Source organism: Campylobacter vicugnae, assembly GCF_002139875.1.
Classification (GTDB): Bacteria; Campylobacterota; Campylobacteria; order Campylobacterales; family Campylobacteraceae; genus Campylobacter; species Campylobacter vicugnae.
Genome location: NZ_CP018793.1, coordinates 979914 through 1003705, shown reverse-complemented (window position 1 = coordinate 1003705; position 23792 = coordinate 979914). Strand labels below are relative to the sequence as shown.

The window sequence follows — 23792 nt, the reverse complement described above, 5'->3', positions numbered from 1 at the left end:
GAGAAAGAGTGATAAGTCTAAAAGAGGCTATGAAGTTAAGTTCTAGCGATCTAGAGCTACTTCGTAAAGAGCTGATTAATAAAATAGAAAAAACTAAAGAGATAGGTGCATATGTTGAGCAATTGACAAATAGTCCAATTGATGAGAGTTTTGCTGGTGTGCCAATTGCTATAAAAGATAATATTCAAGTAAAAAATTGGGCAATTACAAGCTGTTCAAAAATTTTACAAGGCTATAAAGCACCATATAACGCAACTGTAATTGAGAAGTTAATCTTAGCTGGTTTAGCTCCATTTGGTAGAACAAATATGGATGAGTTTGCTATGGGAAGCACTACTGAGAGTTCATATTATGGTAGAACGCTAAATCCGCTTGATCACTCTAGAGTTCCAGGCGGAAGTAGTGGCGGAAGTGCTGCTGCTGTGGCTGCTGGTATTGCTATTGCAGCACTTGGAAGCGATACTGGTGGAAGTATTAGACAGCCAGCTGCATTTTGTGGTTGCGTAGGATTTAAGCCTACATATGGAAGGGTTAGTAGATATGGATTAGGTGCGTACTCTAGTAGTTTAGATCAGATTGGGCCAATTACGCAAAATGTAGAAGATGCTGCAATATTATATGATATTATTGCTGGACATGATAAACTAGATAGCACTAGTGCAAATGTAGATTTTACTCCAGTGGCTCCAAATTTAAATCCAAATAGAAAATTAAAAATAGCTGTAATTAAAAACTATGTTGATGAAGCAAGCACTCCAGTTAAAGATGCATTAAATTTAACCATAGAAAAGTTAAAAAATGCTGGTTATGAAATTTGCTATAAAGAGTTAGCTAATTCTAAATATGATATTGCTGCATATTATATCATTGCTACAGCTGAGGCTAGTGCAAATTTAAGTCGTTATGATGGCGTAAGATATGGTAATAGAGCTAGTGCTGATTCTCTTGGTGCGATGTATGCAAATACTAGAGGAGAGGGTTTTGGTGCAGAGGTGCAGCGTAGAATGCTTCTTGGAACATTTGTTTTAAGTAGCGGCTACTATGATGCTTATTATATTAAAGCGCAAAAGGCTAGAGCTTTTATCAAGCATGAATATGATGAGATTTTAAATGAAGTTGATATAATCTTAATGCCAGTAGCTCCATCGGTAGCATATAAATTTGGCGAATTAAAAGACCCGCTAAGTGCGTATTTAAGCGATATCTATACAATCGGGGTAAATTTAGCCGGTCTTCCAGCTATTACAGTTCCAGTTGCAAATGATGAAAATGGACTAAATATCTCAGCTCAGTTAATAGGTGGCTCATGGCAAGAGCAGACAGTTTTAGACGCAGCTTTAAGCTTAGAGAATATAATAAAAGGAAAATAGTATGAAAATTGTAAAAAGAGCTTTGACTTTTGAAGATGTTTTATTGGTGCCTCAATACTCTGAAATTTTGCCAAAACAAGTTGATATTAGATCTAAATTTAGCAAAAATATTGAGTTAAATATCCCTATAGTTTCAGCTGCGATGGATACTGTAACTGAGCATAGAACAGCAATTATGATGGCAAGACTTGGCGGTATTGGCGTAATTCATAAAAATATGGATCTAGAATCTCAAGTAAAAGAGGTTAAAAAAGTTAAAAAAAGCGAAAGCGGTGTAATTATGGATCCAATCTCGATTACTGCTGAAGCTAGTATTAAAGATGCTTTAGAATTAATGAGCGATTATAGAATTTCAGGCGTTCCTGTAGTTGATAGTAATAATATATTGATTGGGATTTTAACCAACCGTGATCTAAGATTTGAAAATGATTATAGTAAAAAAGTTAGTGAAGTAATGACAAAAACTCCATTAATCACAGCACAATCAGGATGCACTTTAGATGATGCACAAAAGATATTTTCTACTAATAAAGTAGAAAAGTTACCAATTGTAGATGCTAATGGAAAGCTAGAAGGTCTTATTACAATCAAAGATCTTAAAAAACGCAAAGAGTATCCAAATGCTAATAAAGATAAATTTGGCCGTCTTAGAGTCGCTGCAGCAATTGGCGTTGGTCAAATAGATAGAGCTAAGGCTTTAGCTGAAGCTGGTGTAGATGCTTTGGTAATGGATTCAGCTCATGGTCATAGCAAGGGAATTATTGATACTTTAAAAGAGATTAAATCTCAAATAACTGGAGTAGATATTATAGTAGGAAATGTAGCAAATCCTAAAGCCGTAATAGATCTAATCAAAGCCGGAGCTGATGGTGTAAAAGTTGGTATTGGCCCAGGATCTATATGTACTACTAGAATTGTAGCTGGTGTAGGTGTTCCACAGATTACAGCTATTAGCGATTGTGCTGAAGTTGCTAAGGAATTTAATGTGTCTATTATAGCTGATGGTGGTATTAAATATAGTGGTGATTTTGCAAAAGCATTAGCAGCTGGTGCTAGCTGTATAATGGTAGGAAGTTTGCTTGCAGGGTGCGATGAGAGTCCAGGCGAGTTAGTAACATTCCAAGGCCGTCAATATAAGAGTTATAGAGGTATGGGAAGTATTGGTGCGATGACTAGAGGAAGCAGCGATAGATATTTTCAAGAAGGAACAGCTCAAGATAAGCTAGTACCAGAAGGTATAGAGGGTCGTGTGCCATATGCTGGTACAATTCGTGATGTGATTCATCAGTTAATTGGAGGACTTAAAAGCTCTATGGGGTATTGCGGTAGTCAAGATATTAAAACCTTCCAAGATAAAGCCGAGTTTGTAGAGATAACAAGTGCAGGACTAAAAGAGAGCCACGCACATGATGTTATAATAACTCAAGAAGCACCAAATTATAGAGTTAATTAGTGGAAATTTATAACGCTGTAGAGCATTTTGATGAGCCATTGCATTTAGAGAGTGGGCGAATTTTAAGTGAATTTGACTTAGCTTATGAGTGCTATGGCAAACTAAATGAGAATAAAAGCAATGCTATAGTCGTATGCCATGCGCTCACTGGTTCAGCTCATGCTGCTGGAATTTATGAAGGTGATAGAAAAGCTGGCTGGTGGGATGGTATAATAGGCGATGGCAAGGCAATTGATACTACTAAATATTTTGTTATTTGTGTAAATATTTTAGGAAGTTCATTTGGTTCTACTAATCCTTTGAGTATCGAGCCAAGCACTAAAAAAGAGTATAGACTACGATTCCCTGTTCTTGTAATTAGCGATGTTGTTAGGGCGCAAATGAGACTATTTGATAGGCTCGGAATTAAAGAAGCATATGCAGTAGTAGGTGGTAGCCTTGGGGGAATGCAAGCACTTTGTTTTGCTATAGAGTTTCCAAATTTTGCCAAAAGAGTTGTAATGCTAGCTACTACATATGCTACTAAAGCATGGGCGATTGCATTTAATAAAATCGCTATTGAAGGCATAGTAAAAGACCCAAATTTTAAAGGCGGCTACTATGATAAAGATGATATAGCAGCAAATGGCCTAACAGGCATGGCGCTTGGTAGAATGGCTGGACATATTAGCTTTCTTAGTCCTAGTACTATGGATAAGAAATTTGGCAGAAAATATGTCGAAACTGATGGACTTTATGAGCTTTTAGGACGATTTGAAGTAGATAGATATATGGAGTATAATGGCAATAATTTTCCAAAAAGATTTGATCCATTATCATATCTATATGTTGTAAAGATGATGAATAACTTTGATTGTACAAGACATTATGGCTCTCTTAATGAGGCTTTAATGCTTACTAAAGCTAGATTGACATTTATTGCATTTAGTGGAGATATTTTATTTCCACCAAATTTGATGCTAGAGATGCATGAGGCATTAATACAAATAGGTCAAGGCCATAGAAGTGAGTATATATGTATTGATAGTGATTATGGACATGATGCATTCTTAGTTGAGATAGAAAAGATAGAAGATTATATTAAAAAGGCATTAGATGAGTGAGAGTTTTGAAAATAAAATAGATAAAATTGAAAAACTTTTAGAGAGTTTAAATGATGAAAATTTAACACTTAGCGATAGCATAAAACTATATAAAGATGGATTAAAATTAGTAAATGAAGCTAGAGATATGCTAGAAAACGCTAAGCTAGAGATTACTAAAATAGGAGAAGATAGTGAGTAAGGTAGCAGCTTTACAGTTGCATACTTTAGCTATGAGTGATTCTAGAATCGATCATTATTTAAATTTAGCAGCTAAGGGTGGAGCTAGTGTAGTGGTGCTTGGTGAGTATGTGATAAATTCATTTTTTAATGATATTATCAAAATGCCAAAATCTATGATAAAGCAGCAAAGCGAACAAAAAAGAGTAAGCTTATCAATGATGGCAAGCAAATATAATCTAACAATTATCGCTCCACTTTTACAAATAAAAGGTAAAGAGTGTAGAAAAGTCGTAGCTAAATTTAGCCCACAAAGTATCAAATATGAAGAGCAAAATATTTTAATTGATTATCCGCACTGGAATGAGGCTAAGTTTTACTCTAAAAAAGATAGCTTTGGCGTGATGAGTTTTAGCGTCGATAAGATTAAATTTGGGGTTGTGTTTGGGTTTGAGGCGCATTTTGATAGAATTTGGGCTGAAATTGTAGCTAAAAAGGTTGATTGTGTATTATTGCCAAGCGCTTGCACGCTAAATTCTAATGAGCGATGGAACGAGCTTTTAAAGATGAGAGCGCTTACAAATAATATATATATTATTCGTGTAAATAGACTTGGCAAGACTAAATTTGGCGAGGTTGAGAGTGAGTTTTACGGGCAAACTATGCTTATAAATCCTCACGGGGAGATCGAGAGTAGTCTAGATGCAAATGAGGGAATGCTAATGTGTGATATAGATAAAAAGCTAATTACGCAAGCTCGCTCAATATGGAAATTTCGCCAAAAAGCTGAGGCATTACTAGGATTAAATATATGAAAAAAGTTCATTTTATAGGTATTGGTGGGATTGGTATCTCAGCTATTGCTAGATTTTTAAAAGAGCGTGATTTTATAATTAGTGGTTCAGATATTGCTGATAGTGCTATTACTAAAGAGCTTAGAGCCAGCGGTATGAAAATCACCGTACCACACTGCAAAACTGCTATTGAAGATCCTGATTTTGTCGTATATAGTGCTGCAATTAAAGGTGATAATGTAGAGCTTCTAGAGGCTAGAAAGCGTGGAATTGAGTGCTTATCACGCAAAGAGGCTTTGCCATTTATTTTAGAAGGTAAAAGAGTATTTGCAGTAGCTGGAGCACATGGTAAAAGCACGACTTCGGCTATGCTCGCAGCTCTTATGGAAGGTAGCGCTATAATTGGCGCTATAAGTAAAGAATTTGGCTCAAATATGAAGTATGAAGCTAGTGATAATTTGATATTTGAAGCTGATGAGAGTGATAGTAGCTTTTTAAATTCCAATCCATTTTTAGCTATCGTAACAAATGCTGAACCTGAACATATGGAGCATTATGATAATGATATTGAGAAATTTCATGCTGCTTATAAGGGCTTTTTAGAAAGGGCTAAGATTCGTATTATTAATGCTGAAGATGAGTTTTTAAGCACTATTAAGATGGATTGTATTCGCCTTGAAAAGGGTGATATAACCAATATGCAAATGGTGCTTAGAAATTATGAACCATATACAAGTTTTCATCTTAAAGGACTTGGTAAATTTGAGGCTTGGGGTATGGGTGAGCATATTGCTATTGATGCTAGTCTTGCGATATTAGCAGCAAATTCTATGATGGGACTTGAAGAAGTTAGGGAAAATCTTAAGAAATTTAAAGGGATAAAAAAGCGATTTGATATTTTAGTTGCTAATGAGAAATTTGCTCTAATCGATGATTATGGTCATCATCCTACTGAGATTAAAGCGACTCTAAAAAGTGCCAAAGAGTATGCAAGGCTACTTGGACTTGAGAGTATTACAGCGATATTCCAACCACATAGATACTCAAGATTAATGGCAAATTTAGATGGATTTAAAGAGTGTTTTGACGATGTAGATGAGCTTGTAGTTTTGCCAGTATATGCAGCCGGAGAAGAGCCAAATGGCGTGGATTTAAAGAGCGAATTTAAGGGTGCTTTATTTGCTGATAGCATTAAACGCAACGGCGATAGTATTGAATTTTTTGATAATTTTGGCGTTAAACATAGCTTAGCTAGTGGCCTTGTGATTGGCTTTGGTGCTGGAGATATTAGCTATCAACTAAGAGGCGAGAGATGAGAATTGTGCTATTTTTAGTTTTAGCAGTTGTTGTCTTAATAGTGCTAGCTATTTCTAGCCAAAGGTTAAATTGGCGCTCAAAGCTCTCTATTCTTGCGGTGTGCGTTGTATTATTTATAACTGGATTTTTATATAATGCAGATGATGAGCGACGCAGTAATGATATACAAGTACTTTTGACTGAGTTTAATACAAAAGATAGTATAGAGTGTCAAGATTACAATATTAGTAAAAAAAATTATAATTATGAATTTGGTACGCAAAGTTTTGTTGCTAAAGATAAAAGCGGTATTATAATACCGATTCAAAAATGTCTAAAGGAGAATTGATGTCAATTTTATTTGAACCAATTAAGATTGGAAATTACACAATACCAAACCGTATAGCAATGCCGCCAATGTGCGTTTATAAGGCTAGAGATTTTGGTGGATTACCTCGTTGTTTTCATAGATTACACTATCCGGCTAGATCGCTTGGTGGAGTTGGATTTATAATAGTAGAGGCTACAGCAGTATCTCCTGAGGGCTGTATAACCAAAAACGATCTAGGCTTATGGAGCGATAATCAAATAGAAGCACACACTAAGCTAAATTACGAGATTAAAAAATATACTTGCAAAACTACAGCCGTGCAGTTAGGCCACGCTGGAGCTAAAGGAACTTGCCCTGATATAGTAAGTCCAAGTGGTATATGCTTTAGTTTAGAGTATGATCACCCAAAAGAGCTAAACGCACAAGAGATATATGAGATTGTAACGAAATTTAAAGAAGCAGCCATTAGAGCAAAGGCGGCTGATTATGATATAGTAGAGATTCACGCAGCTCACGGATATTTAATTAGCGAGTTTTTAAGCCCACTGACAAATAAAAGAAATGATGATTTTGGTGGAAGTATTGAAAATAGAATGAGACTTTTAAGCTTAATATGTCAAGAAGTTAGCTCTATAATTCCATTTGGCGTGCGTATTAGTGCTGATGATTGGGAAGAGGGCGGTAATACCATAGAAGATAGCAAGATTATAGCTAAAAAATGTGCCGATCTTGGTGCGTGCTATATCAGCGTCTCAGCAGGTGGAGTAGTATCAAAGCCAAGCCTAGTTCCAGAGCTTAAGCCTATGTATCAAGCAGATTATGCAAAAGCTATTAAAGAGGTGGTAAATATACCAGTTATTGGAGTAGGATTAATCACTACTAAAGAGCAGGGCGAGCAGATGATAGAGGGCGGATACTGTGATATAGTAGCATATGGTAGAGAGCTTTTAAGAAATCCAAATTTCGCCCTATATGCAGCTGCAAGTGAAGGCAAAAACGAGCTTATAGACTTCTCATATCAAAGAGCATTTTAAGTAGTATTTTGTTAATTTAATTGGCCGTAGGTGTTTGTCATTGTCAAGGCATTATTTGTATCGCCTTGACAATCTTTTGTAATTTAAAAATTTATCTAACTATATTTGCAAAATTACCATAAAAGCTCAATACTAATATAATAAATGCCACATTTGGTATATACTCAGTTAAGTAAGTTTTAAATTTAGGTTCATTTTTTCGCATTTGGCTAATCGCATAAATTATTATGCATATAACAAATGCAAAAATATTATGTATTATAGAACTCAAATACCAAAAAACATAACTAAACAAACTGCCAAAATTCATTTCTATATTACGCTTAAAAAGCCTAAATATTAACATTAAAATACCACTAGCAACCAAACTAAACCCCAAAGTCAATCCTATTACCAGCATAGAAAATCCCTGTCCTTGGCTTAGATTGATGATATATTCACTCTCTACGCCTAACTCTTTAGCAACACTCCACGATAGAACTAAGCTCATTATAAAATAATACCCAATATAGATATAAATCCTAGCAACTCCTATTTTAAACTTTTGCACTAGATAAACTAGCACAAAACTAAATAGTATTAATATAGCACCGATACCCATTTACATATCTTTATTGATTTAATCTTGCGTAATTATCGCAACCAATTTGTAAACCCATATCACAAGCTTTGCCATAAAGCTCTTTAGCCGTAATATTATTTTGTCTTACCCCGTAACCTTTTTCATATAAAAGTCCAAGAAAACTGCAACCCACAGCATATCCACCATCGCATGCTTTTTGGTATAGCTGAGCAGCTTTTTTATAATCTTGCTTTACACCTTGACCGTCATAATATAAAATACCAAGACTACTGCAACCCTTAGCATGTCCATTATCGCAGGCTTTTTGGTATAGCTGAGCAGCTTTTTTATAATCTTGCCTTATACCCCAACCGTAATAATATAAATTCCCAAGATCATAGCAACCCTTAGCATATTCACCATCGCAGGCTTTTTGAAAGAGCTGAGCAGCTTTTTTATAATCTTGCCTTACCCCTTGACCGTCATAATATAAAATACCAAGACTACTGCAACCCACAGCATATTCACCATTGCAGGCTTTTTGGTATAGCTGAGCAGCTTTTTTATAATCTTGCTTTACACCCCAACCGTAATAATATAAATCCCCAAGAGAATAGCAACCCTTAGCATATCCACCATCGCAGGCTTTTTGGTATGGCTGAGCAGATTTTTTATAATCTTGCTTTACACCCCAACCGTAATAATATAAATTCCCAAGATCATCGCAACCCTCAGCAATTCCATTATCGCATGCTTTTTGGTATAGCTGAGTAGCTTTATTATAATCTTTGTCTTTAAAATATAAAATCCCAAGAAAACTGCAACCGATAGCATATCCACCATCGCAGGCTTTTTGTAAGAGCTGAGTAGCTTTATTATAATCTTGCCTTACACCTTGACCTTTATAATATAAATACCCAAGATCATAGCAACCATTAGTATATCCACCATCGCAGGCTTTTTGGTATAGCTGAGCAGCTTTATTATAATCTTGCTTTACCCCTTTGCCTTTATCATATAAACTACCAAGAGAATAGCAACCAAAAGCATTTCCACCATCGCAGGCTTTTTGAAAGAGCTGAGCAGCTTTATTATAATCTTGTCTTACACCTTGACCTTGATAATATAAACCACCAAGATGAATACAAGATGCCATATCACCTTTATTGCAATTAGTTTCTAGTTCTTTTGGATTGAGATTAGAATCTTTAGCTACACCTATGCTAAAAAGCAGCATAATGATTATGGCGATTTTTTTCATGATTTTTCCTTTTAATATAGTATTTTAAGGATTGATTGTAGTGAATTTGAACTTAAGCATTTATATATTTTATCAATATAATTAATATTTTAGTTAAATTTAATTTTTAAGAGTTTAGCAATGGCTAAATATAGTCAATTAGAAGCAATGTAATAGAGATTAATCTAAGCTTAAATTTTAAAAATATCAAATTTAATACTCAAATAAAATTTAATTAAATATTATGTATAAAATATAGATTGGGTGATAAAAATGATAATAATAAAAAATTTAAAGATCAATTTTATAATTTTTTTAAAATCAAAGATTAAATTTAATTAAATTTTTATATTTATACTTTATCTATATTTTATTTACTTATTGTTATAGGGGGGGGGTAAAATGTTCATCTAACTTAAATATCATTAGGAGTATAGATGAAAAAAATTGTAATTAGTACAATGGTTGTAGCTACTTTGTTTTCTACATTGTTGATGGCTCAATCAGAGAAAAAAGAGGACTCAAAAGTGGATAAAATCGTTGATAAAATGAGCGATAAAGTCGTTGATAAGAGTTCAGATATGATAGATAAAGTCTCTGATAAACTACTAGATAGTTTATTTAATTAATTTTATAAATAGACTTTTTAGTCTATTTATCTCTCTGTTTAAAAATCCTAGATAAATTACTTCAAGTTTAAATTTGTTTTAAATGCAAGCTCCCTAAGAAGAAACTCTTAGGGAGTGTATAATTATTTTACAGTAGCTAATTTGCGTCTCATATATGCGATTTTGCTTTGTAGTGGTAAGTGTTTAGGGCAGTTATCTTCACAGCCTAAAAGACTCATACAACCAAACATGCCATTATCATCGCCTACTAATTCATAGAAATCTTCATCTGTTCTATTATCTAGTGGATCGACTTTAAATCTAGCTACACGGTTTAGACCTACAGCACCGATAAAATCAGGTCTCATAAGAGCAGTACCACAACTTGCTACACAGATACCGCACTCTATACATCTATCAAGTTCAAATGTCTCTTGAGCTGCATCTGGATCTACTTTTTCTTCCATTTTGCTAATATCTGTAGTATGATTTGAGTGAATCCAGCTTTCAACTCTTTTACTCATATCATTCATCCAGTTACCTGTATCAACGCTTAAGTCTTTAAGTAGTTTAAACGCAGGTAGTGGCATAAGCTCGATAACGCCACTTGGATAATCTTTTGTTAGAGTTCTACAAGCTAGTTGCGGGCGGCCATTTACAACCATACCACAACTACCACATATACCAGCACGACATACAAAGTCAAAGCTAAGACCTGGATCGAATTTTTCGCGAATTTGATTTAACGCGATAAAAAGAGTCATACCATCTGTCTCTTCTAGTTCATACTCTGCAAAGTGAGGTTTGCTTACTTTGCTTAGTGGATTGTATTTGAATGCTCTAATTTTTATTTTTCTACTCATAGCCTATACCTGCTCTTTCGTTTAATGCTTTATATTTTGGTTGAAGTTCATAGTGCATTAATGCATCTTGAATTTCATGTCTATTTTTACCTTCAGCTTCAAGTTTTGCTCTAATAGCATCAACCTCTTCTTGGCGTTTAGCTGATAGTGGGTTTTCTATGATGTTACCTTTAGCACCATATCCACGGAATGCTGGCGGCATTTCCATTTTCATGATATCTAACTCTTCATATTCTAGTGTTGGAAGAGTATCGCCTTCTTTCCAGAATGCAAGAGTTCTTTTACACCAGTTAGCATCATCTCTTTTTGGATAATCTTCTCTATAGTGAGCGCCACGGCTTTCAGTTCTTTGAAGAGCGCCATAAGCTACACATAGAGCAAGTTTAAGCATCATAGGCACACGGTAAGCCTCTTCAAGCTCAGGATTTCCAAATAGCTCTTTATTAGCTAGTTTAACATTTGTACTCTCTTTATATAGCTCTTCAAGCTCTTTTACAGCTTTAGCAAGGCCATCGCCAGTTCTAAAGATAGCTACATGTTCCCACATGATATCTTTCATTTTATTTTTGATTTCAAATACATTGTATTTGCCATCTTTGCTTAGTAGCTCATTTAAGTAGTTTTGAGTTTTATTTATGAAGCTTTCGATTGTTTTTGTTTGAACATCTATCTCATTATTATCGCAATATTCAGCAAAATAATCACCAATAATCATACCACTTACAACTGTTTCAGCAACGCTATTACCACCTAAGCGGTTAAATCCGTGCATATCCCAGCAAGCAGCTTCACCACAGCTAAATAGACCTTTTAGTGTTTGGCTCTCTCCAGTTGGTTTTACACGGATACCACCCATTGAGTAGTGTTGCATAGGTAGAATTGGAGCCCAACCTTTTGGACCTTCATTGGCTGGATCTATACCATTGAAGATTTGACAAATTTCTTGAACATCTCTTAGATTTTTTTCGATATGTTCGCGACCAAGAATACTAATATCTAGCCATACGTGTTCGCCATATGGGCTTTTTACACCTTTACCATTTCTGATATGTTCCATAATACGGCGACTTACAACGTCACGGCTTGCTAGTTCTTTTTTCTCTGGTTCATAATCAGGCATAAAGCGATATCCATCAACATCACGCAAGATACCACCATCACCACGGCAACCTTCAGTTAGTAATATACCACTTGGTACGATTGGAGTTGGGTGGAATTGAACTGCTTCCATATTTCCAAGTCTTGCAATACCAGTTTCAAGCGCTATAGCAGCACCGATACCTTCGCAAATTACAGCGTTTGTAGTGTGTTTGTAAATTCTACCATAACCACCAGTTGCAATTAGCGTACCTTTAGCTACATAAGCTGTGATTTCGCCAGTTACTAGATCACGTACAATCGCACCATAGCAGCGATTATTTTCATGAATTAGAGCGATAGCTTCTTTGCGGTCGTGAATTTCTACATTGCGTTTTAAAGCTTCATTTGCTACACCAAATAGCATTGTATGGCCAGTAGCATCAGCAGTAAAGCATGTTCTCCATTTTTTTGTACCACCAAAGTCACGGCTATGGATTAGACCATGTACGCTCTCTTTTTCATCAATTGTAGTTTTTTGTGCGTTTATGATAGCACTTCTTTTACCTTTTGTAATTCTAGTCCAAGGCACACCCCAAGATGCTAATTCACGGATAGCTTTTGGTGCTGTTTGGACAAACATTCTAGCAACCTCTTGATCGCATCCCCAGTCGCTACCTTTTACAGTATCTGCAAAGTGAACATCCTCATTGTCGCCTTCACTCATTTTAGAGTTACCAAGACTTGCTTGCATACCACCTTGAGCAGCTGCAGAGTGACTTCTTTTTACAGGACATAGACTTAAAACTACAGTGCTAAGACCCTTATCAGCAGCAGCTACAGCAGCTCTAAGACCAGCTAAACCACCACCAATTACTAATGCATCATAATATTTTACGTTCATATATATACTCCTAGTTCATAGCGATTTTAAGAAATGCCCCAAGGCTTAATAGTCCAAGAGCTATAAAGAATACGCTTAAAATCCATTTAGCTTTTTTTAGATTTTTACGAGTTGCTTTAGCATCTTTGCCTTCAAACCATCCCCATTTTACGCATAGTCTATATAGACCAATACTACCATGAAGCTCAACAGCAAAAAGTAATACTAGATAGAATAACCACATAAAATGGCTATAAACACGCTCAGCAGAACCAAGTGTACCATCAGCCATTAAGCCGATTTGATCTGAATTTGTGATGATGATGATAAGGTGTGCTGAACCAAGGAAGAACATGATAAATCCAGTACAAGCTTGAACCCACCAAAGTGTTGTATCTTCGTGTTTCATACGAACAGCATGAGCGCGATATACTTGCCATTGACGGAAGTTAATTGGCATTTTTCTCATACCAAGTGCAGCATGAACAAAGAAAATAACAAGTACACAAGCAGCTATAAAGCTAGTTACATAGCTCATATGCGGGCTATCATACATAAATCTAAGCTCTAAAACATGCACAACTTGGTTATAAACATCTTCACCAAATAGTATGGTAGATACAAACAGCATATGTGCCCACATAAATAGTCCTAGGACTAACCCAGTTCCACTTTGAATAAGATCGAGTTTTGCAGGAATTCTACTTTTCTTGCGATCCTCGCTTATACCAAGAAACCCTTCGATTTGCTTACTCATAAGCTCCCCTTATATTGTAAATTTGAACGAATCAACTGAAATTATACATTAGTTAAACTTGATATATTATTAAATTCATCTATTAAATTATAATCAAAAGTATCTATTTTTAGGCTTTTGAATCGAATTTTAAATAACAACTTAGATAATATTTTGATTTATTTGGTATTTAAATTTAGTTAAATTTAATTTTATTTTAAATCTATTTTAATAATTATTATCATATAATTCCCGCGTTAATTTTTTTTCAAGGTGAATTTATGAATAAAAAATATCTACTTTCCATAGCTGCGTTAGCATGTATATCAAACTATGCTATAGCTAGTGATAAGTATGCATTAGATGAGGTGGTTGTTACAGCTTCTGGGTTTTCTCAAGAGATTAAAGAAGCTCCAGCGACAATGAATGTCATTACCAAAAAGGAATTAGAAAGAAAGCCATATAGAGATGTGGCTGAGGCTATATCAGATATACCAGGAGTTGATATCTCAGCACCTGGCAAAACTGGTGCGAATAATATATCTATACGCGGTTTAGGTAATGGATATGTGTTAATTTTAGTCGATGGAAGACGTTCAGGTATTAGTGGCGATATAGGGCCAAATGGATTTGGTGAGGTGATGAACGCATTTTTGCCTCCACTTTCTAGCATTGAAAGAATTGAGGTTATCAAAGGTCCTATGAGTACTCTATATGGCTCAGAGGCATTAGGTGGCGTGGTAAATATCATCACTAAAAAGGTTAGCGATGAGTGGGGCGCTTCATTTGGATTAAATACCTTAATAAATGAGGATAATCAGTGGGGAAATTTATATGGATTTAATATCTATGCTGATGGTCCATTAATAGATAATAAATTAGGCGCTACATTTAGATATGCTCAAAGCTATAGAGAACAATCAAATGTAATATATAGAAATGAACATGGTAAAGAATTAGATAGAAGTCAAGGTGAAAGCCCAACAAAGGCTAATAACTATAATATAGGCACAAGATTAAACTATATGCATGATGATGCAAATACATTTACATTTGATATAGATTATGCTAGAAATCATTTTGATAATAGAGAGGGGCAGCTTGGTACAGTAGGAGCAAAAGGCGGCTATGAACCAACTATGGATGTAGAAAAATTAGTAACCTATTTAACGCATGAGGGTGTGTATGATGGATTTACTATAAATTCAGGTATCCAATATAACCGCGTAACTAATGATAGTAGATTAGTTGTAGCACAAAATCCATATAGCGGGCAAAATAGAGATATATTAGCTCAAGACTATATAGCTGATACTAAGGCTGTGATTCCAATTGGTCAAAGCAATATATTAAGCGTTGGAGCTGAGTATAAACTAGAAAAAATGCAAGATAAGATAGCTAGTCCAAGCAGATTTAGCCAGTATGCTATAGCGGCATTTGCTGAAGATGAGTATTCGATATTAGAAAATCTAAGATTAACACTAGGTGCTAGATATAACTATCATGAGATATTTGGTAATAATATATCTCCAAGAGCGTATCTAGTCTATAATCTAAATGATAACTTCACATTTAAAGGTGGTGTATCAACAGGCTTTAAAGCTCCTACAGCAAATAGGCTAATAGCTGGAGAGTATAACTATAGCGGTCAAGGAAAAACCCCAGTATATGGTAATCCAGATCTAAAAGAGGAGACATCGATAAACTATGAATTGGGTATGGGCTATAGCGATGATATATTTGATATGGCTGTAACTGGATTTATCACTGATTTTAAAGATAAAATTTCAAGCACATCATACAATCAAGGCGAAGCTATACCTAATATAGGAAATTGTAACGCAAGTGCTACTGGAGGTAGCTCATGCTCTCAAGCTATAAATCATGGTGAAGTGCAGTATATGGGCGTAGAAGTTAGCGCTGGACTTAGACCTATTAGTGATATGAATCTAAATTTATCCTATACATATCTAGATACTGAGATTAAAGATAGCACTACTAAAGATAGCGTAGGCAAACCAGAAGAGGGAAGCTTAAAGCATAATATAGTAGCTAAAGCTGACTACTCAATAACTAAAAAAATTACTCCATGGATAAAAGGTGAGTGGCAGATAGATAGATATATGGGAAATAAAAATATAGATAGAGAGTATTATCAAAATGTATTTTTAGCCTCTTTAGGCGCTTCATATGAGATAAATAAAAATTGGAGCCTAAATGCTGGAATATATAATCTATTTGATAAAGATTTTACAGATGGATTTGAAACTTATAAAAACAGAGGTAAAGATGCATATGTAAATACATATGATAGAGTAGATGAAGGTAGAAGATACTATCTATCACTAAATGGTAGATTCTAAAAGATAGTAGGGCTAGTCCCTACTACTCATCTAATGTTCTTACTATTAGACTATCTGGTAAATTTAGTTCATTTAAAATTTCAATCTCTTTTCTTCTCATCTGTCCATCATCGTTTTCATGATCATATCCAAGAATATGTAGCAATCCGTGAGTAAAAAGTAGAGCTATCTCTTCATCTATTGTGTGTCCTAATTCATTAGCTTTAGTCATTGCTAGGTCTGTATTTATAACTATTGAGCCAATTGGAAAGTGTGGTATATAGTGCAATGGAAAGCTTAACACATCTGTGGTTTTGTCTATTTTGCGCTCTTTTAGATTGATTTGGTGCATAGTTTGAGAATCTACTAGTAGCAGTTCTATATCAGCATTTGTGAGCTTTTGTGCGATTATATCTAGAATTTGAGGATAGTTATCTTCGCAGATTATCATTTATAGCCTTTTTTGTAGATTGATTTGAGAGTAAGCTGGTGGAGAGTTCTCCACCATAGGAATTATTTATAAGCTTTTATAGCAGCGTCTAAGATAGCCTCAGCTTTGCTAGCATCTTCAAAGCCTTTTACTTTTACCCATTTATTAGGCTCAAGCATTTTATATGTTTCAAAGAAATTTTTGATCTTATCAAGAGTAGCTTTTGGTAAGTCATCTATGCTTTTGATATCTTCATATCTAGGATCGATTTTGCTTACTGGCACAGCTAGAAGTTTCTCATCCATACCGCTCTCATCTTCCATAACTAAAACACCGATTAAACGGCAAGGTATCACACTACCAGCTTGAAGTGGATACTCATTAAGAACTAAAATATCAGCTGGATCGCCATCATCGGCTAGAGTTGATGGGACAAAGCCATAGTTAGCTGGATAGAACATTGCAGAGTATAGTACGCGATCTACTACTACTGCACCACTATCTTTATCAATTTCATATTTAATATTTGATCCGTATGGGATCTCAATTACTGCATTTAGTTTATCTGGATTACTACCAGCTTTGATTTTGCTTATATCCATATTTACTCCTTAATCATAGTATTTAATAAATTTGCCATATCACTAACAATCTCTTCTATTGTGCGTTCGCCATTGATATTGCGTAGTAGAGATTTAGAGCTATAAAAATCTCTAATCTCTTTAAGAGGGCCTAGATATACTTTCATTCTATTATTAAAGACTTCATCATTATCATCTGCGCCTCTGGCTCTACCTAGGACTCTTTCTCTAGCTACATGCTCGCTTACGTCTACTTCTATAACGCCTGATAGCTCTACATCATCAGTATTAGCTAGAACTTTATCAAGCTCCATCATCTGCTCAACGCTTCTTGGATAGCCATCTATTAGGATATAATCAGTAGGGCTAGATTTAATAGCTGATATTATAGTATTTACAACTACATCTAATGGGACTAAATTTCCTTTTGAGATGAAGCTATCTATCAAACGGCCTAGATCGCTACCGCTAGCTACTTCAGCTCTTAATAGATCGCCAGTTGAGTAGTGGCTAAATTTGCTATCATTTGCAGCGATTATACTAGCATCAGTTGTTTTACCGCTACCTGGAGCACCGATTATTAAAAATAGTTTTTTCATTATTTATCCTTTTCTCTTAATCTTAAACCTAGATCCCTTAATTGATGAGTATCTACGCTGCTTGGGGCTTGTGTCATTAGACATGAAGCTTTTTGAGTTTTAGGAAATGCTATTACATCACGAATGCTTGATGAGCCAGTAGTTAGCATAATAAGTCTATCTAAACCAATGGCAAATCCACCATGTGGAGGCGCACCAAAGCTAAGCGCATCTAATAAGAAGCCAAATTTCTCTTTTTGTTCTTCTTCGTCAATTTTAAGAAGCTTAAAGACCTTTTGTTGGATATCATTTTTATGAATTCTAATACTTCCGCCACCTAGTTCTACGCCATTTAATACAACATCATAAGCGATACTTGTGATATCTTCTAAATTTGGCTCGTCTGGATTGTTTGGCATTGTAAATGGGTGATGCATAGCTGAGTAGCTTCCATCATCATTTTGCTCAAACATAGGAAAATCTACTACCCATAAGAACTCTAGTGCTTTTTCATCTATAATGCCTAACTCACCAGCTAAGAAAATTCTAAATCTTCCCATATAGTCTAGAACTGTCTTTTTATCGCCAATTCCAAAAAATACAACATCTCCAACTTTAAGATCGCATCTAGATACGAGTTCATTAACTTGTTCTTGTTCAAAGAATTTAACAAGCGGCCCTTTTAATCCATCTTCTTTAACTTGGATAAATGCTAGACCTTTAGCACCAAATTTGCGTACAAACTCTTCAAAGCGTTGCATTTGACGCTTACTAAAGATATTATCACCATTTGGAACTTTAATAGCTTTGGCTCTATTTTTGTGTGGATCTTGTGCTGGAGTGCTAAAAATTTCATTATTTGATTTAGCAAAGATATCTATTACATCAATCATAGCTAGATCAAATCTAAGATCTGGCTTATCACTACCATAAAGCTCCATAGCATCTTTATAGCACATTCTTTTAAATGGAGTTTGGATTTGGTGACCACAAGCTACAAATATATCTTTTAATACCTCTTCACCAACTTTAATTACATCTTCTTGATCACAAAAACTCATCTCAACATCTATTTGAGTAAATTCAGGTTGGCGATCAGCTCTTAAATCCTCATCTCTAAAACATCTTGCAATTTGAAAATACTTATCAAATCCAGCACACATTAAAAGTTGTTTAAATAGTTGTGGGCTTTGAGGAAGTGCGTAAAACTCACCAGGATGTACGCGACTAGGAACTAGATAGTCTCTAGCACCTTCTGGTGTAGCACGAGTAAGCATAGGAGTCTCAACTTCTAAAAATCCAAGTCTATCTAATGCATTTCTACAAGCTATGCTAGCTTTAGAGCGAAGTTGGAATTTATTTAGGCTCTCTTCATTTCTTAAATCTAAAAAGCGATATTTAAGCCTGATATCTTCGCCGACATTATTATCACCAACGACAAAAGGCAGTGGAGCGCTCTCATTTTCAATGATTAGCTCATCGATTACTACCTCTATTTGGCCAGTTTTTAATCTTGGATTTACTAGTCCTTCGCCTCTGGCTCTTACTTTTCCACTAGCTCTTAAAACATACTCATCTCTAACTTTTGAAGCTATATCGTGAGCTGATTTACTATCTGCTGGATCGCATACAAGCTGTATAAGTCCACTTCTATCACGCAGATCTATAAATATAACGCCGCCGTGGTCACGATATGAATTTACCCAACCACATAGACTCACGCTTTTACCGATATCTTTTGCGTCTAAGTCGGTGCAGTAATGACTCCGCATATTAATCCTTTCGTTTATAAAAAGCCGCCATTATACATTAAATTTTATAAAACTTTTATTAGAGATTTTTATTAGTAATTAGCTAAAGTTAAATTTAGGCTTTTAGATATACTTTATATTATATTTTTTTGTGTAGAATTTTGATTTTTGGAGAGTATTATGTCTGAAATTCATAAAAATTTAAATACTATAGCAATTACAACAAGAGACCCAATAGAGCAAAAAGATGCCTTAGTTAAAATTATTAAGATTATTAAAAGTCGCTCAATTGATGTTATATTTGAATCGCATGTAGCTAGTAGTCTTGGTGTGCAAGGATATGAGTTTGATGATCTAACTAAAAGAGCTAGAGTTATTATCTCTTTAGGTGGCGATGGTAATTTTATTGCTACATGTCGCAAGGCAGCTAGGAGTGGAGCTTATGTATATGGTGTGCATACTGGGCATTTGGGATTTTTGACTGATTCAACTTTAGATGGATTTGGTGGATTTTTAGATCAATTTTTGGCTGGAATTTATGATGTTGAACGCCCATATATGCTTAGGGCAAATTTTAATAAAAATGGTAAAATTACTACCAAACTCGCTTTTAATGATATAGTTTTAATGCGTAAAAAGATAGATACTACATCGCATATTGATGCGTTTTTAAACTCAAAGCATTTTAATTCATATTTTGGTGATGGGGTGATAGTTAGCTCTGCGATGGGTTCAACTGCATATAATATGAGCGCTGGCGGGCCAATTATTTACCCTTTATGTGATGCATATAGCGTAACTCCAATTTGTTCTCATAGTCTAACTCAAAGACCGCTTGTCTTGCCTAAAGAGTTTGGACTAGAGTTTAGAAGTAATGATGATGTAGTGGTGCTAATAGATGGTCAAGATAGATTGGATTTGATTGAATTTGATAGTGTAGATATTAGCGTTAGCGATATTAGAGTTAATCTGCTTAGACATCAAGGAAGGGATTACTTTGGCGTGTTAAAAGAGAAATTAAGATGGGGGCACCAGTGATAGAGAGACTTTATCTAAAAAATTATTTAAGTTTTGATGAATTAGAGTTAAAATTTGGTAATGGACTAAGTGTATTTACTGGCGTTAGTGGTGCGGGTAAAAGCGTCTTAATGGGGGCAATTTTAAGTGTTTTTGGTTATAAAGATAGCGAGGCTAGACTCATTGAGGCTGATGTAGAGTGCAAGTTAGGATTAGATGAGTTTGGGATAGAAGAAGATGATATAAACTGCTTTAAGCTTTTAAAAGATAAAAGCACAAGATACTTTATAAATAATCAATCGATATCTAAAAAAAATCTAAATTTAGTTGCTAGTCGCCATTTAAAATATTTAAGCGCGAAAGATATTACAGAGTTTGAAAATAGTAGATTGCTTAATCTTTTAGATATTTTAGCTAGTAAAAAATCTAAAAATCATAATCAGAATTTAATCAAATTTAAAGAGAAATTTGGTGAATTTTTGAGCGTTAAAAAAGATCTAGATAAGATAAATGAAGAGGAAAAAAAGATCGATGAGCTTAGAGATTTTGCTAAATTTGAGATAGAAAAGATCGAGCAAGTTTCTCCTAAAGTAGGAGAATTTGAAGAGCTTAATGCTATTAAAAAGCGTCTTAGTAAAAAAGATAAGATAGAAGAGGCTTGGAATAAAGCTGAAGTGATATTTGCCTATGAGAAGGCAGTAATGGACGCTTTGCATATTAGCGAGATTGATAGTGGATTTTTTAGCGATGCATTAAATGAGCTTAAAATAGCTAGAAGTAGTGTGGATTTTGATGAGTTTGAAGGATTGGATATTGAGGAGATTTTAGATCGTATAGAGAGTCTAAATGCTCTAATAAAACGATATGGAAGTATAGAAGAGTGTCTAGAGATATTAAAAAAAAGAAAGAGTGAATTAGCCCATTATGAAAATATAGAGTTTCAAAAATCTGATTTAGTATCTAAATTTGCAAAATTATCAAATGAGCTTAAAAGCTCTTCAGAAGCTATAACAAAAGAGCGTTTTAAAGCTATAAAAGAGTTAGAAACTATGATAAATAGCTATTTAAAAGATCTATATATGGATAGGATTGATATGGATTTAAATAGTAAAAATTTAGATATAAATGGCTCTGATTTAGTAGATATAAATTTAAATAGCTCAAATTTAAAAACTCTAAGTAGTGGAGAGATAAATCGTTTAAGATTAGCATTTATTGCTAGTGAAGCTAAGATTAGCGGTCTTGGTGGAGGAGTGTTAATCCTTGATGAGATAGATGCAAATTTAAGCGGTAAAGAGGCTATGAGTATTGCAAATGTATTGATAGAACTATCAAGCTTATATCAAATTTTTGCTATTTCACATCAGCCGCAACTTAGCTCTAAAGCTCATCACCATTTTTTAGTACAAAAAAGTTCAAAAGGCTCTACTGCAAAAGAGTTAAATATTGATGAAAGAGTAATGGAGTTATCGCGTATGATAAGTGGCGAGAGTATAACACAAGAGGCAACTGAATTTGCTAAGAAGTTATTGCTTTAATAACTCTTAAAGTCAAATTTTAGTATAATCGGGCCTTAAAAATATTAATATGGGGTTATAATGCGAGAGAGAGTCCTTATAGTAGAGGATAATAAAGCCTTAGCCAAACTAATAGCTAAAAAGATGGACGCTAATGTAGATATGGATGTGGTAGTAGCTCATAGTTATGCAGAGGCGATAAATGCTATTGAAGATAATGATGATTTTTTTATCGCTTTGCTTGATTTAAATTTGCCAGATGCCCCAGATGGTGAAATAGTAGATTATGTGTTATCTAAAAATATCTTAGCTATTATTCTTACTGGTAGTGTAGATGAGAATTTAAAAAAGATATTTACTCAAAAAAATATAGTTGATTATGTTTTAAAAGATAGCCTTGATGGGATTAATTATATATTTGATACTATTAATAGATTGTGTAGAAATCGTAGCTATAAGGTTATGATAGTAGAACCATCAATGAGTGTTAGAAATCAGCTAAAAGAGATTTTAAATTCCCAACTTTATAAAGTTTTTACTGCAGCACATGGAGAGGAGGCGTTAAATTATCTAAATGATAATCCAGATATAAAGCTTATATTAACAGCTTATAATATGCCAGTTATAGATGGTTTTGAGCTTATGCGTCAAATTCGCCAAACAAAAAATAAAAATCATCTAGGCTTAATCGCAGTAGCTAGCAGCGATAATGATATAGCAGCTAAATTTTTAAAAAATGGAGCTAATGATTTTATTTCCATACCATTTAGTAAAGAGGAGATTATATATAGAGTCGATAGCAATCTAAAAGCTATGCAAGATGAGATTAATATCGAGCTATATAAAAAATATGATCCATTAACAAAGTTATTTAATAGGCGTTATTTTTTTAATTATATTAAAAATTTAGCAGAGCAAAAAGCAGAATTTAGCATTGCTATTGTAGATATAGATGGATTAAGAGATATAAATGCTAAATTTGGATTTGATCTATGCGATAGGGTTATAACCCATGTAGCATCTACGCTTAAAAGTGAGCTAAAAAAAATGGTTGTCTCTAGGCTTAGTGGTGGTGAGTTTGGAGTAGTTTTAAATAATATTAGCTTTGATGATTCTATAAAAATTATGGCTCAAATTAGATCTAAAGTAGCTAGTCTTGTAGTAGCTTCAGAGATTTCGCCGACAATTTCAGTTGGTGTTTGTAGTTTTGATACTTCGCTTAAATTTGACCAAGCGATTATAAAAGGCTATATGGCCTTACAAAAAGCCAAAATAAATGGTAAAAATAGGGTAGAAATTTTATGATTATAGATACACATTGCCATCTAGATGATGCTAGATATGATGATATTGATAGTGTGATAAAAAATGCCTTTGATAATGGGGTAAATAAGATTATAATTCCTGGTGCTGATATAAATGATTTACCAAAAGCTGCACAAATAGCAAATTCAAATGAAAATATCTACTTTGCAGCTGGAGTACATCCATATGAGATTGAAGGTTATGATGAGGCTGTATTGCGTCAGTTTGCTAAAGATCCAAAATGCATAGCTATTGGAGAGTGTGGGCTGGATTATTTTAGGCTTCCTGATAATGATATAGATGGATATAAAGCTAAACAAAAAGATGCTTTTATCTCTCAAATAAATTTAGCAATTGAGCTTAAGCTCCCGCTGATTGTGCATATTAGAGATGCAAATGAAGATAGTCTAAAAATATTAAAAGAGTACGAAGATAGGCTAGTAGGTGGAGTTTTGCACTGCTTTAATGCTAGTCCTATATTGCTTGAGTTAAGTAGTAAATTTTATTATGGTATAGGTGGAGTTTTGACTTTTAAAAATGGTAAAAAATTGGTTGAAATTTTGCCTAAAATCCCACTTGATAGGCTTGTGCTTGAGACTGATGCTCCATATCTTACGCCTGAACCACATAGAGGCAAAAGAAATGAGCCAGCATTTACAACATATGTAGCTGATAAGATGACTGGTATTTTAGGTATGAGTAGAGATGAGGTAGAGAATTTAACTACACAAAATGCAAATAGATTATTTGGAATTTAAGGAG

General features: G+C 34.4%; 22 protein-coding genes and 1 pseudogene. 14 read left to right on the top strand and 9 right to left on the bottom strand.

All coding sequences use genetic code 11. The features are described 5' to 3' along the window. The first annotated feature begins 8 nt into the window (after positions 1-8). The 8 genes from gatA to CVIC12175_RS05160 are packed head-to-tail and all read left to right on the top strand — an operon-like array spanning position 9 to position 7540. Positions 9-1370, top strand: coding sequence for an Asp-tRNA(Asn)/Glu-tRNA(Gln) amidotransferase subunit GatA (gene gatA, locus CVIC12175_RS05195; protein WP_086256212.1), 1362 nt, complete (start codon positions 9-11; stop codon positions 1368-1370). 1 nt (position 1371) lies between these two features. After that, positions 1372-2823 (top strand): IMP dehydrogenase, encoded by a 1452-nt coding sequence (gene guaB / locus CVIC12175_RS05190; protein WP_086302756.1) that lies wholly within the window; start codon positions 1372-1374, stop codon positions 2821-2823. After that, positions 2823-3926 carry a homoserine O-acetyltransferase MetX gene (gene metX / locus CVIC12175_RS05185; RefSeq protein WP_086254615.1) on the top strand — a complete coding sequence of 368 codons (1104 nt, stop codon included), beginning with the start codon at positions 2823-2825 and terminating at the stop codon, positions 3924-3926. Before guaB ends, metX begins: the two co-directional genes overlap by 1 nt. After that, positions 3919-4107, top strand: a complete 189-nt coding sequence (gene xseB, locus CVIC12175_RS05180) for an exodeoxyribonuclease VII small subunit (protein ID WP_086302754.1) — start codon at positions 3919-3921, stop codon at positions 4105-4107. Before metX ends, xseB begins: the two co-directional genes overlap by 8 nt. Continuing rightward, positions 4100-4900, top strand: a complete 801-nt coding sequence (locus tag CVIC12175_RS05175) for a carbon-nitrogen hydrolase family protein (protein WP_086302752.1) — start codon at positions 4100-4102, stop codon at positions 4898-4900. The genes xseB and CVIC12175_RS05175 overlap by 8 nt, the downstream gene beginning before the upstream one ends. Continuing rightward, the gene (gene murC / locus CVIC12175_RS05170) at positions 4897-6195 is read left to right on the top strand and encodes a UDP-N-acetylmuramate--L-alanine ligase (RefSeq protein WP_086302750.1); all 1299 of its coding nucleotides are present in this window, start codon (positions 4897-4899) and stop codon (positions 6193-6195) included. Before CVIC12175_RS05175 ends, murC begins: the two co-directional genes overlap by 4 nt. Further along, positions 6192-6524, top strand: a complete 333-nt coding sequence (locus CVIC12175_RS05165) for a hypothetical protein (RefSeq protein WP_086247157.1) — start codon at positions 6192-6194, stop codon at positions 6522-6524. Before murC ends, CVIC12175_RS05165 begins: the two co-directional genes overlap by 4 nt. Next, complete coding sequence (locus CVIC12175_RS05160) at positions 6524-7540, top strand: oxidoreductase (protein WP_086302748.1); 1017 nt, start codon at positions 6524-6526, stop codon at positions 7538-7540. Before CVIC12175_RS05165 ends, CVIC12175_RS05160 begins: the two co-directional genes overlap by 1 nt. A gap of 91 nt (positions 7541-7631) precedes the next feature. Here CVIC12175_RS05160 and CVIC12175_RS05155 read toward each other — a convergent pair whose 3' ends face one another. Both CVIC12175_RS05155 and CVIC12175_RS05150 read right to left on the bottom strand, forming a co-directional pair. After that, positions 7632-8090, bottom strand: coding sequence for a hypothetical protein (locus CVIC12175_RS05155; protein ID WP_192940146.1), 459 nt, complete (start codon positions 8088-8090; stop codon positions 7632-7634). Between the two features lie 61 nt (positions 8091-8151). Then, entirely contained in the window at positions 8152-9363 is a 1212-nt protein-coding gene (locus tag CVIC12175_RS05150) for an SEL1-like repeat protein (RefSeq protein ID WP_086302744.1), read from the bottom strand. 416 nt (positions 9364-9779) lie between these two features. Between CVIC12175_RS05150 and CVIC12175_RS05145 the strand changes: the two genes are divergently transcribed. Beyond that, on the top strand, positions 9780-9971 hold the full coding sequence (locus CVIC12175_RS05145; RefSeq protein WP_086276827.1) for a hypothetical protein: 192 nt from the start codon (positions 9780-9782) through the stop codon (positions 9969-9971). Positions 9972-10093: 122 nt separating this feature from the next. Here the strand turns inward: CVIC12175_RS05145 and CVIC12175_RS05140 are convergent, their stop codons facing one another. From CVIC12175_RS05140 to CVIC12175_RS05130, 3 genes and pseudogenes are all read right to left on the bottom strand, one after another. Beyond that, the gene (locus CVIC12175_RS05140; protein ID WP_086302742.1) at positions 10094-10813 is read right to left on the bottom strand and encodes a fumarate reductase iron-sulfur subunit; all 720 of its coding nucleotides are present in this window, start codon (positions 10811-10813) and stop codon (positions 10094-10096) included. Next, positions 10806-12794, bottom strand: coding sequence for a fumarate reductase flavoprotein subunit (locus CVIC12175_RS05135; RefSeq protein WP_086247164.1), 1989 nt, complete (start codon positions 12792-12794; stop codon positions 10806-10808). Before CVIC12175_RS05135 ends, CVIC12175_RS05140 begins: the two co-directional genes overlap by 8 nt. 22 nt (positions 12795-12816) lie before the next feature. Beyond that, positions 12817-13530 (bottom strand): annotated as a pseudogene (locus tag CVIC12175_RS05130) (fumarate reductase cytochrome b subunit); the annotation flags it as partial. A gap of 260 nt (positions 13531-13790) precedes the next feature. On the opposite strand from CVIC12175_RS05130, the gene CVIC12175_RS05125 reads away from it, so the two are divergent. Further along, a complete protein-coding gene (locus CVIC12175_RS05125; protein WP_086256910.1) occupies positions 13791-15872 on the top strand; it encodes a TonB-dependent receptor domain-containing protein in 2082 nt (693 codons plus the stop codon). A 22-nt stretch (positions 15873-15894) separates the two neighbouring features. Here the strand turns inward: CVIC12175_RS05125 and ybeY are convergent, their stop codons facing one another. The 4 genes from ybeY to aspS form a co-directional block, all read right to left on the bottom strand. Further along, entirely contained in the window at positions 15895-16302 is a 408-nt protein-coding gene (ybeY, locus tag CVIC12175_RS05120; protein WP_086256220.1) for an rRNA maturation RNase YbeY, read from the bottom strand. Between the two features lie 62 nt (positions 16303-16364). Further along, the gene (gene ppa, locus CVIC12175_RS05115) at positions 16365-16883 is read right to left on the bottom strand and encodes an inorganic diphosphatase (RefSeq protein WP_086247168.1); all 519 of its coding nucleotides are present in this window, start codon (positions 16881-16883) and stop codon (positions 16365-16367) included. Between the two features lie 2 nt (positions 16884-16885). Further along, positions 16886-17461, bottom strand: coding sequence for an adenylate kinase (locus tag CVIC12175_RS05110; RefSeq protein WP_086256221.1), 576 nt, complete (start codon positions 17459-17461; stop codon positions 16886-16888). Next, complete coding sequence (gene aspS / locus CVIC12175_RS05105) at positions 17461-19212, bottom strand: aspartate--tRNA ligase (protein WP_086302740.1); 1752 nt, start codon at positions 19210-19212, stop codon at positions 17461-17463. Before aspS ends, CVIC12175_RS05110 begins: the two co-directional genes overlap by 1 nt. A gap of 159 nt (positions 19213-19371) precedes the next feature. Here aspS and CVIC12175_RS05100 point away from each other — a divergent pair, with 159 nt between their 5' ends. The 4 genes from CVIC12175_RS05100 to CVIC12175_RS05085 are packed head-to-tail and all read left to right on the top strand — an operon-like array spanning position 19372 to position 23788. Next, positions 19372-20229, top strand: coding sequence for an NAD(+) kinase (locus tag CVIC12175_RS05100; RefSeq protein WP_086302738.1), 858 nt, complete (start codon positions 19372-19374; stop codon positions 20227-20229). Further along, positions 20226-21746, top strand: a complete 1521-nt coding sequence (locus tag CVIC12175_RS05095) for an AAA family ATPase (RefSeq protein ID WP_086302736.1) — start codon at positions 20226-20228, stop codon at positions 21744-21746. The genes CVIC12175_RS05100 and CVIC12175_RS05095 overlap by 4 nt, the downstream gene beginning before the upstream one ends. Positions 21747-21806: 60 nt before the next feature. Beyond that, entirely contained in the window at positions 21807-23030 is a 1224-nt protein-coding gene (locus tag CVIC12175_RS05090; protein WP_086276821.1) for a GGDEF domain-containing response regulator, read from the top strand. Further along, positions 23027-23788 carry a TatD family hydrolase gene (locus CVIC12175_RS05085; protein ID WP_086302734.1) on the top strand — a complete coding sequence of 254 codons (762 nt, stop codon included), beginning with the start codon at positions 23027-23029 and terminating at the stop codon, positions 23786-23788. The genes CVIC12175_RS05090 and CVIC12175_RS05085 overlap by 4 nt, the downstream gene beginning before the upstream one ends. The last annotated feature ends 4 nt before the right edge of the window (positions 23789-23792 follow it).

Coding starts and splice junctions, on each gene's coding strand:
- guaB (WP_086302756.1), top strand. CDS start 1,372: ATGAAAATTGTAAAAAGAGCTTTGACTTTTGAAGATGTTTTATTGGTG.
- xseB (WP_086302754.1), top strand. CDS start 3,919: ATGAGTGAGAGTTTTGAAAATAAAATAGATAAAATTGAAAAACTTTTA.
- murC (WP_086302750.1), top strand. CDS start 4,897: ATGAAAAAAGTTCATTTTATAGGTATTGGTGGGATTGGTATCTCAGCT.
- CVIC12175_RS05165 (WP_086247157.1), top strand. CDS start 6,192: ATGAGAATTGTGCTATTTTTAGTTTTAGCAGTTGTTGTCTTAATAGTG.
- CVIC12175_RS05160 (WP_086302748.1), top strand. CDS start 6,524: ATGTCAATTTTATTTGAACCAATTAAGATTGGAAATTACACAATACCA.
- CVIC12175_RS05150 (WP_086302744.1), bottom strand. CDS start 9,363: ATGAAAAAAATCGCCATAATCATTATGCTGCTTTTTAGCATAGGTGTA.
- CVIC12175_RS05145 (WP_086276827.1), top strand. CDS start 9,780: ATGAAAAAAATTGTAATTAGTACAATGGTTGTAGCTACTTTGTTTTCT.
- CVIC12175_RS05140 (WP_086302742.1), bottom strand. CDS start 10,813: ATGAGTAGAAAAATAAAAATTAGAGCATTCAAATACAATCCACTAAGC.
- CVIC12175_RS05135 (WP_086247164.1), bottom strand. CDS start 12,794: ATGAACGTAAAATATTATGATGCATTAGTAATTGGTGGTGGTTTAGCT.
- CVIC12175_RS05125 (WP_086256910.1), top strand. CDS start 13,791: ATGAATAAAAAATATCTACTTTCCATAGCTGCGTTAGCATGTATATCA.
- ybeY (WP_086256220.1), bottom strand. CDS start 16,302: ATGATAATCTGCGAAGATAACTATCCTCAAATTCTAGATATAATCGCA.
- ppa (WP_086247168.1), bottom strand. CDS start 16,883: ATGGATATAAGCAAAATCAAAGCTGGTAGTAATCCAGATAAACTAAAT.
- CVIC12175_RS05110 (WP_086256221.1), bottom strand. CDS start 17,461: ATGAAAAAACTATTTTTAATAATCGGTGCTCCAGGTAGCGGTAAAACA.
- aspS (WP_086302740.1), bottom strand. CDS start 19,212: ATGCGGAGTCATTACTGCACCGACTTAGACGCAAAAGATATCGGTAAA.
- CVIC12175_RS05100 (WP_086302738.1), top strand. CDS start 19,372: ATGTCTGAAATTCATAAAAATTTAAATACTATAGCAATTACAACAAGA.
- CVIC12175_RS05090 (WP_086276821.1), top strand. CDS start 21,807: ATGCGAGAGAGAGTCCTTATAGTAGAGGATAATAAAGCCTTAGCCAAA.
- CVIC12175_RS05085 (WP_086302734.1), top strand. CDS start 23,027: ATGATTATAGATACACATTGCCATCTAGATGATGCTAGATATGATGAT.